Raw genomic sequence first — 13,344 nt, 5'->3', positions numbered from 1 at the left:
ATTGAAATGGGCAGGGCAATGAGCTGGAATTCTGGTAGGCGCTTCACCGTGATCGTCGGAGCGCTGGCACTTTTCGCCGGAATGCCGGCAGCATTCGGCGCAACGGGCGTCAGCTCGGGCTGCGTTGCCAACACCGGCGTTGTTTCAGCCGAGCGCGCCACCGACTTTCTGGCCAATCCCGGCGGACTTCTCGACCAGTTTAAGGACGGACAAGGCGGCCTCGCATCGGCTGTGCGCGACCTTCTGACCGCGCGTCCCGAGACCGTCGATGGCATTGTCTCGTTGGCGAAGGCCAGCAGCGCCGATCAAAGCCGCGCCATTGGCGCTGGTCTCGGCACCGCCGCTTCGGTCTGCGTCCTGTCGCAGCCCGGCGTTGCCCAGCTGATCCAGGAGGCGGTTCTCAAGACCGAGAATCCCGACCTGATCCAATCGTTCACCAGCATCACTGGCGATATTCCGACCGAAGCAACCAACGGCGCCGATCCGACGGGCGAGACCACAGCCGGCGGCGGACCAGGTTCAACCGCGGCGGAGGCACGCGGTGGCGGAGCAAGCTCGACCGAACCCACGGTCGTGAATCAGAGCGGGCCCGGTGCGGCGTCACAGACGCTGTTTGCGGCGACATCGACCGCCGTTCTGACCTCGGTAAGCCCGTCGCGCTGACGGCTGGAACCGTTAACCACCCCTCCCAGGCCGGTCCCGTGACCGGCCTATTTAGCTACAATTGTAAATTTCCGCGGAACCAAAGCTCAAATCGTTTGTGAGATACCCGTAGCGTCAAAAAAGAAAACGCGAGACGGGGATGTCATGAGTTGGATTATCAAATCGCTGGTCGCGATCGGGATCGCGTCGACCGGCACCGCCGCCAAGGCCGAGATGTTGAACGACAGTTCGCTCAATCAGGCGAAGGGCGCGTTCATCCGCGAGTACGACAATGCGCTCGCGCCGCTGCAATTCGTCAAGTTCTGCATGAACAACGACGCCGAATGCGCGAGCGACGCAGCCGACCGGACACTGCCTTCGGGCGACCGGGCGATGAGCATGCTGCGCGAGGTGAACAGCTCGGTCAACGCGTCGATCACACCGATGCAGAAATCGACCAATCCGATGGTGGCGCGCTGGAGCCTTTCGCCGTCCGCCGGCGATTGCAACGACTACGCGGTCACCAAGCGTCATCAACTGGTCGAGATGGGTTGGCCCAAGTCGGCACTGCGCCTCGCAGTCGTCCTGACCAATGGCGGCCAGGGCCATCTCGTGCTGGTCGCGCGACTTGCCGACGGCGACTTCGTTCTGGACAATCTGTCCGCTTCGGTGCGCCCCTGGAACGCCGCGGATTACGAGTGGATCTCGATGCAGTCCGCCGGCAATCCGCGCTTCTGGGTCGCGATCAACGAGAATGGCGAGCGCCGTCGGGCCTCGCGTCTCGCGATGTTGCGAACCTCCGAGTAGACCGCGCGAAGTTTCGCTCTACCCGCTCTCAATCGCAGGTTGCGACAGGCGCGAGGAGATGGTCTGCCAGACCCTCCCTCGCGCCTTTGCGTTGGCCTCGCGCTTGGCCTTGGCTTGGCGCCTGCCTAAAATTCGTGCTTATCGCATACGAGCGCGTGCAACCATTCGCTGAATCCACGCCTGATCGCAGCAACATTTTCGTTCATGTGAAACGGAAATGCGGAGCGGGCAAGGATGGCAATTTGGTCCGTACTGGTTTATATTTTGCGCCGCACAAGAATTTGACATAGTTTTGGGTCATCAAAGACCTAGGGCCTAAATCCATACGCCATCACTAGTTTGCAACGAGATATGAGCGCGATCCTAATCAAACTCGATAGCTTGTTGCGTGGTTCCATGCCGGTCTTACGGATCGCGGCAGTGATCGCCGTTGCCGTGTCTGCGACGCTCTCAGCGCCGGCACAGGCTCAATGCGTCGATCGCGCCGAACGAGCGCCGTCGTCCGCGGTCAGCGCATTCGTCTCGGACCCCTCGGTCTTGTTGCGGCAGTCGAAGAACGACAGGGACAAGCTTTCGGGCCGGCTCACCGGCTTGCTGGTGACCGACATAGCCGCGCTCGATCCGGTTCGGGACATGCTGCGCGAGGCGAGCCAGGCCGACCGTGTCGCAATCGGCGCCGGACTTCACCGTGCCGAAGAGCGCTGCATCTCGACCAAGCCTGACGTCGCGCGCCGGATCAGCGAATTCGTTGCCAAGCTGCACGACGGGTCCGTCCTCAAAGGATATCTCGCGGATCAGGACGCAGCGGCTGCGCCCGTTCCGGGAAGCCCGGCTCCCGCCACGGCCAGCAATGCACCTGCGGGTCCGGGTGCAAGCGCCGGTCTGATGTCGGGTGAGTGGAAGACCGAACTCGCCGACCCGTTCAAACCCGTTCCCCTTCCCGAGTGACAACCTCAAGATTCCCAGAGATGTTTCAGCCACGAGATCAGTTTCCGCAACGCCCGAGATATGCCATCGAGGTCGGTGGCACGACGCTCAGCGCCGAGCGCGCTCTGGACATCGTACGCCGCCAATGGCCGCTGATCGTCGCCATCGTGGCCGGTACGCTCGCGATCGTTCTCGTCTACCTGATCGTGGCAACGCCGATGTACACGGCAAATGCGCGCATCCTGATGGACACGCGTCAAACCCAGGTGCTGGACAAGGACAGCGGAACCGCCAACGCGCTGATCGACCCGGGCTTCGTCGACAGCCAGGTCGAGATTCTCCAGTCTGACGACCTGCTCCTGTCGATCGTCCGTAAGCTGAAGCTCACCGAGGATCCGGAGTTCAACGGCTCGGATCCCGGGTTGATTCCGCTGGTCATCGGCAAGGTCATCTCGATGTTCGGGTCGGACGGTCCTCCGAGCAAGGAGCGGGTCGAGCGCGGCGCGGTCGAGCTTCTCCAGAAGAATCTGAAGGTCGAGCGCGTGCTGACGACCTATGTCCTCTCGATGAACTACCGCTCGATCGATCCGAACAAGGCTGCGCAGATCGCCAACGCGATTGCGGACGCCTACATCGTAGGTGCGCTGGAGGCGAAATATCAGTCGACCAAGCGCGCCGGCGAGTGGCTTCAGCAACGCAGCGCCGAGCTGCGTGAACAGGCGACGGCGAGCGACCGCGCGGTGCAAACGTTCAAGGCGCAAAACAACATCGTGGGCACCAGCCGGGGTCTGATGAGCGAGCAACAGCTTGCGGACGTCAACTCTCAGCTTATTGCCGCTCATGCCGCGACCGCCGAGGCCAAGGCCCGCCTCGACCGGATCGAGGCGCTGCTCGACAAGGATCTCGTCCAGCCGACCGTGACGGACGCACTCAACAACACGGTGATCACGCGCCTGCGCGCCCAATATCTCGACCTGGCGGCGCAATATGCCGACTGGTCGAGCCGTTACGGCAAGACCCACCAGGCGGCCGTCAACCTCGCCAACCGCATGGAAGAGCTGCGCAAGGCGATCGCGGACGAGGTCCGTCGTATCGCGGACGCATATCGCAGCGAGTACGAGATCGCCAAGAGCCGCGAGACGTCGCTCGAGGAGAATCTCAAGAATCTCGTATCCCAGGCTGGCAGCACGAGTCAGGCGCAGGTCAAGCTGCGCGACCTCGAGAGCGCGGCGGATACTTATCGTAACCTCTACAACAACTTCCTCGAGAAGCTGCAGAACGCGACGCAGAACCAGAGCTTCCCGATCAGCGAAGCGCGCATCATCGGCACGGCGGTCAAACCCGACAAGAAGAGCTCGCCCAAGACGCTGCTGGCGCTGGTTGGCGGCATGCTCGGCGGTCTCTGTTTCGGCTTCGGGGCAGCCTTCACGAAGGAACTGATGAGCGACGTGCTGCGATCTCCGAGCGACGTCGAGGATCAGCTCGGGGTGAAATGCCTCGGCGTTCTTCCCGACATCCGCGCGGCGAGGGCTTCGGCAGATCATCCGGAAGGCAACATATCCAGCTACGTCGTCGAGCACCCGTTCTCGCGGTTCGCGGAGACGCTGCGGAACATCAAGGTGTCGATCGACGTCGCGCGCCTCTCGCGCGAGGTCAAGATCATTGGAATCCTGTCGTCCTTGCCGAAAGAGGGAAAAACGACGGTCGCCGCCAATTTCGGTCATCTAACCGCGTTGACCGGACATCGCACGCTACTGATCGACGGCGACCTCCATACCCGCTCGCTGACGAGGGCGCTGGCCCCCCATTCCAAGACCGGCCTGGTCGAAGCCCTCAAGGATCCGCGCTCGTTCGGCTATCACATCCAACGCAGCAAAGAGAGCGGGCTCGACTTCCTGCCCTCCGTCGTCGCATCGCGCATGGTGAACTCGGCAGACGTCATCGCCTCCAAGGCGATGGCTGACCTGCTTGCAGTGGTGCGTGAGGAATACGAATACATCGTCATCGATCTGGCGCCGGTGATGCCAGTCACCGACGCCAAGGCTGTCAGCCATCTCGTCGATGCGATGGTTTACGTCATCGAGTGGGGCCGTACGACCCGCAACGCGCTGCAGGAGTCGATGGCGAGTTCCGAAGGCATTCAGAAGAAGCTTCTGGGCGCCGTGCTCAATCGCGCCAATCCGAAGATGCTCAAAAGGATCGAGGCGTATAAGGGCTCGCACTACAATAGCTACTATGTCGAGGGAGCCTAGCGCCACCGAGCCGGCGGCACAGGCAACGGGGATCGCGTATCGCTGGCTTCTGCGCGGCTCGACCATCGCGCTTGCCGCAGCCGCGCTGGCGTGGATCGCGGCTATCGCCCCGGATGTGACCAATCCCGCGGTTCCGCAGATTGCAGGACGTGTCGCGCGCGGTGAGCGATATGAGGTCGATCGCCTGAGACGGATCGTATCGGACAATTTGCCATCCGCCCGTCGCCTATGCAGCGCCAAGACGCTGCGCGAGCTCCTGCTGCTGCAGCTCGCGATCGCCGACGAATCGACACGCGCAGGCGACCTGAAGCAGATCGACCTCGATGCAGATGCCGTCGCGTCAACGAGCCGTGCCCTGCTGGCGTGCGCGCCGACTGAAGGACTGGGCTGGTTCGGCAGCTACTGGGCCGAAATTCGCCAAGCCGGCTTTGGGCCGCGAACGGCGGAACTGCTGGGTCTTTCCTATCGTTTCGCGCCACACGAGGCCTGGCTCCAGCTCATCCGCGCACCACTGGCGCTTCGCGCCTTCAATGCGGCCTCGCCCGAGCTCAGGGACTACGCCACCCAGGACTTCGCCGACATCTTCCAGGCTCGCCTGTTCCCAAGCGCAGCTACGTTCTATCAGGCGGCGGGCACTGAGGCGCGCGCCGCGCTGCTCGAACGTACCTGCACCGCGCCGGAAGCCGATCGGGAACTGTTCTCGCATTTCGTCGCGGAGAAAGGCCTGCGAATTCGCCATCGCTGTTATCCAGCCGATGGCGATGGCTTTCGCATGAGCCGCTAGGCTATTTCAGCTCGGTCCGCGGCACGCCCTGCGAGGGATTCTCGGGCAGGTATTGCAGGAAGAATTTGGTCAGGCCGCGACGGCTGCGCAGGATCGGCGATTCGAAGTACTTCCAGGACACATGCGCGACAGCGTAAGAGATCACGAAACCGATGGCTGCGCCCGCGGTGATCTTCACGCTCTCGGGCACCGACATCCCGCCATAGAGCGTCAGCGCCTTGCCGAGCGGGTTCGGGATGAAGTTGTGAACGAGATAGAAGCCGTAGCTGATCTTCCCGAGATGCTCGAGCGGCTTCCACTCCAGCGCCTGAACAAAGGCACTGTCCTGGTTGGCGCGTACCCACCAGACCAGCGCCACCAGGCAAAGCCCGATCGCAATGTCGATCGCGGGGGAAAGATACGAAGGGGCCTCGTAGATCACGCCGTTCGAGCATAGCGCGAACGCGACGATGAGGAGACAGGCAAAGATGCCGTTGCCGTTCGGGGCCCATCCCTGCCTGCGAAGATGCAGGATCGTGATCGCGCCACCGAATGCGATCAGGCTGAAATTCCAGGGCGACAAGGTGTGGATGGCGGTGTGATTGAAGCCCGATGAATACATCAGGAAATGGCCGATCAACCCGAGGGCGACGACGCTCATACAGGTGACGAAATGGCGCTCCAGCGGAAGCAGGATGAACAGGAAGGGCGCGATCACGTAGAACTGCTGCTCGACCGAGAGCGTCCAGAGTACGCCGAAGGGACCGGCGGTCCCGCCGATGACGCTGCCGATCCAGTAGTTCGACAGGTACACGACGTGATAGCGGAAGCCGAGATCGGGCCCCGCGTGCTGAAAATAGGAGCGGGTCAGGAACAGGATGGCGAGAAGCGCATAATACGCGGGAAAGATGCGCGTCGCCCGCTTGACCCAGAAGGTGACGATTTCCGCCGCGGGCCGGGACGCGGCCGTCTCGGCCTTGCCTCGCTGCCTGTTGAGTTCGCCGATGATCAGGAAGCCACTCAGGATGAAGAATATCCAGACGCCGACGCTGCCCGAGTAGAACTGCAGTCCGCACTTGTGATTGAGATAGACCAGGACGACCGAGAGACCGCGCAGCCCGTTGAAGCCCAAGATGCTGCCCGACTTCTCGGTGTTGACGCGCTCAGATCCAGGTAAAGGCATTGCAGGTTCTTTTCTTCGCACGGAGACCGAAAGCTACAGTCCCCTGGTTCTCAACTCAGTCGATTCTTCAGCCGACAGGCGGCCGCCGGCAAATTCCGAAAGAAGGAAGAGCGCAACCTTGGGCCTGTCGATCTCGTACATCAGCCCGAACCTGTTCTCCGGCGGCTTCTTCTGCGGCTCGTCGAACAGCTCGTAGACCATCACGCTCTCGATCTCGACGTCTTTCTGGTTCTTCAGATATTGGAAGGTGTCCCGCAGCGACCGGAGGCATTGCTCCGTCAGGGGATCGCCGGGCCGATTTCCATAGGCCGGCTTGTAGATCTCGGCGCAATTGACCTCGTTGAACGTCACCGGGCGGTGATAGGACGCCAGCTTCTTGAAGAGGTCGAAGGGCGGATTGCGTCCATTCCAGTGCCGATGCGGATTCTGCCCCGCCACCTCGTAATAGTGGTAGGAGATCACGTCGTATTTCACGCCGCGGGACTCCATGAAGTCGAGGAAGCCCAGCATCGTCGACGTCGTGTTCAGCACCTTGCGCAGATGACTTCTGGTCTCGCGGTTGATCTGGTCGATGGCATCGGACGCCCCGTGCAACACCTGGGCCCAGTCTTCCATCACCGGCATTTCGAAGTCCGCCGCGGTCATGCCGCGCCCGAACAGCTTCTTCCCGTCGGAATCGACCGCGAGCAGGTTGATCTCGTTCTCAAGCTCCCAGTCGGACACATCGTCCTTGAATTGCCGGACGAACGCGTAGGTGCGGTCGTAGCCCTGCCTGTAGAGCGCGTCCCGGTCTCCCTTGGGGTACCGCCCCTTGTCGGTGCGGTCACCGTAGCGGAAGGGGAAGTTGATCAGAGGATGAAGCGTGATCGAATATTTTCTGGCGAGCGCAATGGTTTGCCGGAACATCGCGGCTTCGCCGGGCTCGGCATCTTGCGTCAGGTTGAGACCGGTCCTGTACTGCGTGAGCCCCCGCTCCCTCATGAGCTGAAAGATCGGCGCGAGATCCCTGCGTTTTTGCGGCGGTCCGCCGACCCCCCACTCCAACGCGTTCGCGTGAGAACAGGCGGCAGCGATCGCCCAGGTGACGAGCAACGGCAAGGCGACGAACTTGGCGAGGCGATGGCTCAATCTGCAAGGCTCGGCGTTTCGGGGGTGCAAATCGTCAAAGGGGCAGCAACGAATCACATGCTGCAAAATGCAGGCCGTTTCCCCTCTGCACGGGCGGCGTGCGGGTCGGGCGCGGCAACGCGCGCCCGACGTCGGCCTGGCTCAGTAGGCTTCCTGATGGATCAGCGCCAGCGCGGTCTTCAGGATGATCCTGATGTCGAGCCAGATGCTCCAATTGCTGACGTACCAGATGTCGTACTCGACCCGCTTTTCCATCAGATCGATGGTCGGCGTCTCGCCGCGGAAGCCGTTGACCTGGGCCCAACCGGTCAGGCCCGGCTTCATGTGATGCCGGTACACGTAGTTGCTGATGATCGGGTCGTAGTAATTGTCGTGCGCAAGCGCATGCGGGCGCGGCCCGACGAGCGACATCTCGCCGCGCAGAACGTTCCAGAGCTGCGGCAGCTCGTCGATGCTGGTCCGCCGCAGCACGCGGCCGACACGGGTCACGCGCGCGTCGCTCTTCGTCGCCTGCGTGACGACATGACCGTTCTCCGCCACCGTCATCGAGCGGAACTTCCAGATATCGAATTGCTTGCCGTTGAAGCCGCGCCGGGCCTGCTTGAAGATCACATTGCCCTTGGAATCGAGCTTGATCATGATCGCAGCCGTGATCAGCAGCGGCGCCAGCAACAGAAGCGCGAACGAGGCAAGTCCGATGTCGAGGCAGCGCTTCTGCGCCTGCTCGAACACGCTGAGCGGCGCACGCTGGATCTCGATCGCGACCGTGCCGCTGACGGGCTGGAACGGACGCGAGACCAGATCGGCGATCGGGAAATCCGGCAGCAGACGGATCGGCTGGGGAACAACGCGCAGGTGCTGGCTCAGCTTCTGGAGAAGCGGCATCTCGTCCCAGTCGATGACCAGGAGATATTCCTCCACGTCCGCCGTGCGCGCCTGACGGGTGATGTCGCGAATCTCGCGATCCCAGCCCGCGCCCTCTTCAGACACATCGAGCACGAAATGCCGTACGACGTTGAAGCCGTGCTTGCGCAGATCCTTGAACCGGGTCGAGGTGAAATCGAGAGGCTTGAGGCTGAGCAGCACGACCTTGCGGTCCACCAGGCGGCCCTTGGCGTAGCTCGACGTCAGCGCCAGACGCCACAGCACGCGCAGACCGCCCAAGGCGACGCCGCCGGTGGCCGCGAACAGCAGCGTGGTTCCGCGCGACAGGTCCGCGGACGATTTGAGCAGGAACGCTTCGACGGCGAGAATGGTCAGCGAGATCAGCCAGACCGCCAGCGCCTTGCGCAGCTGCCAGACCGTGTTCATCAGACGATGGTGATCGTAGACGCCCTGGAAGTAAGCGATCGTCACGAACACCGCGCCGACGACCAGACCTGCTCCGACGGATGGGTCCTGCTCGATCACGAGCACGCGATAGAGGCCGCTTGCCGCGAAATAGCTGAGCAACACGGCGACGAAGTCTCCGGCGATCAAAGCCACTTGCAGGGGTCTTTGGAGGGCACCGCGTCGGTTCGAGATAACCGAATAATAATTTTCCGAACCGTAAGTTGCTACAGCCATCCGAACCTCGCTGCCTCGTCACCACTCGCAATCAGAATTGCGAGCAAATCGATCTAATTTTTTCGACGTGCGCCGGAGTATATCTTAACTAAACAAAGCGACATTGCGGCAGTGCACCGAAAAAATCAAATCGATTTTCATGCAATGCAGCGTCGCAGCAAAGCAATGCTCAAACTACTGTCACACGCGTGACAATTAAGCGGGCATCACGCCGCGTTTCACACCAAATCGCGTCATTTTCGCACAGCATTGTCGCGCGCATTTGAACGGCTGTTCAACCATGCCGCTTAAGCCGTTATTAGGCCGCGGCCATTAACACTCGTGACCAATTCGAGGAGTTGCGTCGTGAGTACGGTTGCCATTTTCAGTCTGCTGATCGGATCGTTGCTGGGAGGCCGATTCCGGATCTTCATCCTGCCACCCGTCATCGTTCTCGGTGCCACGATCCTCGGTGTGGGCTCCGCCTGGCAGGGACATGATTCAGCTCACATCGTTGTGACGATCCTCGTCTTCGCGTCGGTGCTCCAGCTTGGCTATTTCTGCGGCGCGGTTCTGGTCCGCGCGCGAGCGGCCGCCTATCGCGGCAAGGCCGCACCATCGTTCGACAGCGGCAACTCGGCCAGCCTCGCGCAAGCTTGGGGACGGGTGATTCGCAGCGCGGGTGAATGATCGAGCAGGCGCAGGCTTGCCGGCAGGGGTGGAAAAAACCTGTTCGGACACCCAAATTCGCCGATAGCATATTGACATCCCGGGCGAAGCTCTCTGAAAGAGTTGCACCCCATGTCCATGATTGCGCCCCGAAATTCGCCCCGGCCGAAGCTACCGAACGGCGTGCGCATCTATGCGATCAGCGATATCCACGGTTGCGCGCATCTGCTCGAGCAGATGTTCGCCGTGATCGATGCGGACATGGCGAACAGCCGGCCGTATCGCGCGATCGAGGTCTTCCACGGCGACTACATCGATCGCGGACCGGACTCGCGTCATACCCTCGACCTCCTGATCAACCGCAGCCGCCGCCGCAACACCGTCTTTCTCAAGGGCAATCACGAGGCCTATTTCACCTCGGTGCTGGAAGATCCCGCCCGCGCCGCGGAATGGTTTCAGTTCGGCGGGCTCCAGACCCTGATGTCGTACGGCGTGTCGGCCGCGCCCGGCCTTGGCAAGGACGAGTTGCCCGATCTGGTGCGCGAGCTCACATCCGTGATGCCGCCGGAGCACATCGCGTTCCTGCGCCAGTTGCGGCCGACCTTCACATGCGGCGACTTCTTCTTCGTCCATGCAGGGGTGCGTCCGGGAATTCCGCTCTCGGAGCAGCGCGAGCAGGACCTGTTGTGGATCAGGGACGAGTTCCTGCAAAGCAACAGGCGCTTCGGCAAATACGTCGTGCACGGCCATACGCCGGTGAAGCAGGCCGAGCTGCTCGAGAACCGGGCCAACATCGATACCGGCGCCTATGCCACCGGAAACTTGACGCTGCTGTCCATTCAGGGCAACAGCATGCTCGCGATCTAGCGGCCTCGCTCGCGCGCCGTACCGGGCGTCAGTTGGTGGGGCTCGCCGGAGGCCGGTAGTCCGGGAAACGGCTCAGCATCGCCGCCTTCAGGAACTTGAAATGGGCGATCGAGGCACCGAGCTCCTTGAGCCGGCGCTGGCCGTTCAGGATTTCCTTGTCGAACAAGTCCTGGTGGTGATTGTCGAGCGCCTCGCGCTCGAGATATTCGTCATCGCCGTTGCCGATCGTCACGGCGGCGCGCGCCAGCACGTCCTCGACCCGGCGGTTAAGACCTGACTGCTCCCGCTCCGCCGCATGCAGGGCGTCATCGATCGCAACCATGATGGCTTCGATGCGGGTGCGATCGGTTTCGGCGTCGCGCTCGGGCGAGCGCGCCCGGAACACCTGCTCTCCGCCGAAACGGTCTTTCAGGAAGTTATGGGTGCGGGCCCGCAGGAAGAGCTGAAACATGCGTGCATTTTCCGGTTCGAGGCGCCAGACCAGAAAATGGGCCTGCGATGGTTAATAAAGGTTGAATCCTTCGCGCCGCTCGGTGCGGCTTTGCGCCATCCAGGCCCTCCAGGCCCCCTCATGCTTCTCATAGAGCTCGAGCCTGCGGCGCTCGCCGGCATCGGGCGCGACCTGCGCCTGCTCGCTGTCGAGCCGCTCGAACTCGAACGTCTCCTCGGGCGTCAGGCCGATCAGGACGCGGCGACCTCCCCCATCGACGAAATACCGCCGTGGCGCGTTGTACGTCGGGCTCGTCATGGCGTCTCCCCGTAATCCCGTCATGATTCACTCCCCTCCGCCGCCATGCGAGCCACAACGCGAAGACCGCACGTCGGTTGTAAATCCTCAGAATGCACGCCGCGCCCTCGCCAATGAACTGTTCTGCCGGAACGCGGTGGGACTGTAGGGACGGTGGAACGGATGACGCTCCGCGCGCTCGCGGGGCCGCAGCGCGCGTGTCGCATAGCCTGCGCCAAAGCCAGCGAGGAGCGAGACCAGGATCGCGAGCAGCATCATTCGCAATTCGTTCCAGTGATACTGGCAGTCTCATCCTCGAGTTGTGTCGAGATCATGATCACCGCCGCTGATTTTCTCGTCATGCCAGGGATTTTTTGGGCAGCACCCTGCATGCGAAGTGATCGGCTCGTGCGTCAGCCGAAAAACCAGAGGAACAATCGCACCAGCAACAGCGTGATGAAATACACCCAGCCCGCCATCGCGATCAGCGCAACGCTGAAGAACGCGCCTTCAAACGCCCGCTCTCTGAGCTTGGTGAGAGGAAGTGCCGCTCGCGCCTTTTGAAGCATCTCGGTCTTCTTGATTTTGTTGATTTTGATTTGTTCGTGCGCGCGCACCATAGCCGAACGAATTCGACGATCTCGTGACGACTCAACCGAGAGAAGCATAATACTGCTCGTCAAACCGCTGCCGCATGCATCGCGATTGGATTTTTTCTCGTTCAAAGCCGTTGCGACCAACCGGCGCCGATTCAATTCAAGTTGATCGCTCGAATCGACGTCGTGATTTCGAAGCAAACAATGTCGTGATCTCGAAGCATCTAATTCCTAATCGCGCACAAATACTGACGCCGAAACGCCGTGCCATCCATTGTCAAGTGGAGGTTGCCGGCCTGAGCTTGGAGGACATTGAGGGGCCGGGGAACAAGTTCCCTGCTCGCCTCCGTCGCCAGCATGGCGTCCAAGCAGCTCCTGCCTGTCTTCGGCAAGCCGATGATCCAGTGCCTGCGATCCACCCTGACGTTCGCCGACCTCCAAGGAATCCTCATCACCACCACGCGGCAGGACCAGTCGCTGTTTCGACAGCTGCGCGGCGACGGCTCGGGGATCAGCGCTTCTTCCATGCTCATCAGAACAGTCCGCGCGGATTGGCGGAGCTGCTGAGTCTTGCCGCAGCGTCGAGACGCTGAGTCGGGTCTCGGATATCGGCAGGCGCCCCGCTAGGATTTTGGGTGCGGACTTGCGAAGACCGTGCACCGGTTCTGCGACAACCGGACGTGGTGGCAGAACATCCTCGATCCCCACCATCACAGCGTGCAGATCGATCTTGGTTAGCGAAACTCCGTGGTTATACGGAGCGAAACGCGCCGATTTCATCGCGGTAAGGTTGAGCAGTTAGCTTAATCCGCGTTGTTTGTTGCGAACCTTAGTGGATCGCATATCCATCTTCTCACCGGGCTCCCCCAGGCCCGGCCCCACCCAAGCAAAGCCGTCGAGCGAACGTGGGTCCGCTTGGCGGCTTTGTCTTTGTGTCGACGAGAGGATGATTTCGGTTATGGCGCGCAGGCCCTGGTCGTTCAAGGAAGACCGCCGGCTGATGGAATTGGCCAAGTCTTCGACTTCGCTGGAAGAGGCAGCAAAACTTCTCGGGCGCTCGCCCGATGCGATCAAGCGTATGGCCTTGCGCCTCGGCCTGTCGCTCAAATCCAAGGGCGCCAAGAAGGGCTAGTACCCGGAATCAGAGCTGAGTGATACGGCGGCCTTTGAAACGGCGTTGACGGACCTTTTTCTTGGTCCAGACGAAGGGCTCGGCTCTGTCGTTGTATGCGTTGACG

The 13,344-nt window shown here is 61.6% G+C and carries 16 protein-coding genes; 9 read left to right on the top strand and 7 right to left on the bottom strand.

What is annotated here, in order from left to right:
* The first annotated feature begins 18 nt into the window (after positions 1 to 18).
* From QJT78_RS32390 to QJT78_RS32370, 5 genes are all read left to right on the top strand, one after another.
* Positions 19 to 663 carry a hypothetical protein gene (locus tag QJT78_RS32390; RefSeq protein WP_028152418.1) on the top strand — a complete coding sequence of 215 codons (645 nt, stop codon included), beginning with the start codon at positions 19 to 21 and terminating at the stop codon, positions 661 to 663.
* Between the two features lie 144 nt (positions 664 to 807).
* The gene (locus QJT78_RS32385; protein ID WP_028152419.1) at positions 808 to 1,449 is read left to right on the top strand and encodes a transglutaminase-like cysteine peptidase; all 642 of its coding nucleotides are present in this window, start codon (positions 808 to 810) and stop codon (positions 1,447 to 1,449) included.
* Positions 1,450 to 1,869: 420 nt separating this feature from the next.
* Positions 1,870 to 2,397, top strand: coding sequence for a hypothetical protein (locus QJT78_RS32380; protein ID WP_240537663.1), 528 nt, complete (start codon positions 1,870 to 1,872; stop codon positions 2,395 to 2,397).
* 20 nt (positions 2,398 to 2,417) lie between these two features.
* Entirely contained in the window at positions 2,418 to 4,628 is a 2,211-nt protein-coding gene (locus QJT78_RS32375; protein WP_028152421.1) for a Wzz/FepE/Etk N-terminal domain-containing protein, read from the top strand.
* The gene (locus tag QJT78_RS32370) at positions 4,612 to 5,412 is read left to right on the top strand and encodes a hypothetical protein (RefSeq protein ID WP_038944065.1); all 801 of its coding nucleotides are present in this window, start codon (positions 4,612 to 4,614) and stop codon (positions 5,410 to 5,412) included. Before QJT78_RS32375 ends, QJT78_RS32370 begins: the two co-directional genes overlap by 17 nt.
* 1 nt (position 5,413) lies before the next feature.
* On the opposite strand, the gene QJT78_RS32365 is transcribed toward QJT78_RS32370, so the two are convergent.
* From QJT78_RS32365 to QJT78_RS32355, 3 genes are all read right to left on the bottom strand, one after another.
* Positions 5,414 to 6,574 carry an acyltransferase gene (locus QJT78_RS32365; protein WP_038944066.1) on the bottom strand — a complete coding sequence of 387 codons (1,161 nt, stop codon included), beginning with the start codon at positions 6,572 to 6,574 and terminating at the stop codon, positions 5,414 to 5,416.
* 33 nt (positions 6,575 to 6,607) lie between these two features.
* Complete coding sequence (locus tag QJT78_RS32360; RefSeq protein ID WP_038944067.1) at positions 6,608 to 7,702, bottom strand: glycosyl hydrolase 53 family protein; 1,095 nt, start codon at positions 7,700 to 7,702, stop codon at positions 6,608 to 6,610.
* A gap of 141 nt (positions 7,703 to 7,843) precedes the next feature.
* Positions 7,844 to 9,268 (bottom strand): undecaprenyl-phosphate glucose phosphotransferase, encoded by a 1,425-nt coding sequence (locus QJT78_RS32355; RefSeq protein ID WP_038944068.1) that lies wholly within the window; start codon positions 9,266 to 9,268, stop codon positions 7,844 to 7,846.
* Between the two features lie 345 nt (positions 9,269 to 9,613).
* Between QJT78_RS32355 and QJT78_RS32350 the strand changes: the two genes are divergently transcribed.
* Together QJT78_RS32350 and QJT78_RS32345 are read left to right on the top strand one after the other, a co-directional pair.
* On the top strand, positions 9,614 to 9,937 hold the full coding sequence (locus QJT78_RS32350) for a hypothetical protein (RefSeq protein WP_063629912.1): 324 nt from the start codon (positions 9,614 to 9,616) through the stop codon (positions 9,935 to 9,937).
* A 111-nt stretch (positions 9,938 to 10,048) separates the two neighbouring features.
* Positions 10,049 to 10,783 (top strand): metallophosphoesterase family protein, encoded by a 735-nt coding sequence (locus QJT78_RS32345; protein WP_281460408.1) that lies wholly within the window; start codon positions 10,049 to 10,051, stop codon positions 10,781 to 10,783.
* 28 nt (positions 10,784 to 10,811) lie between these two features.
* Here the strand turns inward: QJT78_RS32345 and QJT78_RS32340 are convergent, their stop codons facing one another.
* From QJT78_RS32340 to QJT78_RS32325, 4 genes are all read right to left on the bottom strand, one after another.
* On the bottom strand, positions 10,812 to 11,234 hold the full coding sequence (locus QJT78_RS32340; RefSeq protein ID WP_028150369.1) for a hypothetical protein: 423 nt from the start codon (positions 11,232 to 11,234) through the stop codon (positions 10,812 to 10,814).
* Between the two features lie 51 nt (positions 11,235 to 11,285).
* The gene (locus QJT78_RS32335) at positions 11,286 to 11,531 is read right to left on the bottom strand and encodes a hypothetical protein (RefSeq protein WP_039146277.1); all 246 of its coding nucleotides are present in this window, start codon (positions 11,529 to 11,531) and stop codon (positions 11,286 to 11,288) included.
* A gap of 87 nt (positions 11,532 to 11,618) precedes the next feature.
* Positions 11,619 to 11,789: a hypothetical protein gene (locus tag QJT78_RS32330; RefSeq protein WP_162136531.1), complete on the bottom strand. Its 171-nt coding sequence runs from the start codon at positions 11,787 to 11,789 to the stop codon at positions 11,619 to 11,621.
* 134 nt (positions 11,790 to 11,923) lie between these two features.
* Entirely contained in the window at positions 11,924 to 12,235 is a 312-nt protein-coding gene (locus QJT78_RS32325; protein WP_162136530.1) for a hypothetical protein, read from the bottom strand.
* 228 nt (positions 12,236 to 12,463) lie between these two features.
* On the opposite strand from QJT78_RS32325, the gene QJT78_RS32320 reads away from it, so the two are divergent.
* Positions 12,464 to 12,673 carry a hypothetical protein gene (locus tag QJT78_RS32320; RefSeq protein WP_028150367.1) on the top strand — a complete coding sequence of 70 codons (210 nt, stop codon included), beginning with the start codon at positions 12,464 to 12,466 and terminating at the stop codon, positions 12,671 to 12,673.
* Positions 12,674 to 13,064: 391 nt separating this feature from the next.
* Positions 13,065 to 13,238: a hypothetical protein gene (locus tag QJT78_RS32315; RefSeq protein WP_166103634.1), complete on the top strand. Its 174-nt coding sequence runs from the start codon at positions 13,065 to 13,067 to the stop codon at positions 13,236 to 13,238.
* Positions 13,239 to 13,344: the final 106 nt, after the last annotated feature.

It is taken from the genome of Bradyrhizobium sp. Mp27 (genome assembly GCF_029953005.1).
Taxonomy (GTDB): domain Bacteria; phylum Pseudomonadota; class Alphaproteobacteria; order Rhizobiales; family Xanthobacteraceae; genus Bradyrhizobium; species Bradyrhizobium barranii.
The sequence above is the reverse complement of the archived record's forward strand: the minus strand, read 5'-3'. Positions and strand labels throughout refer to the sequence as shown.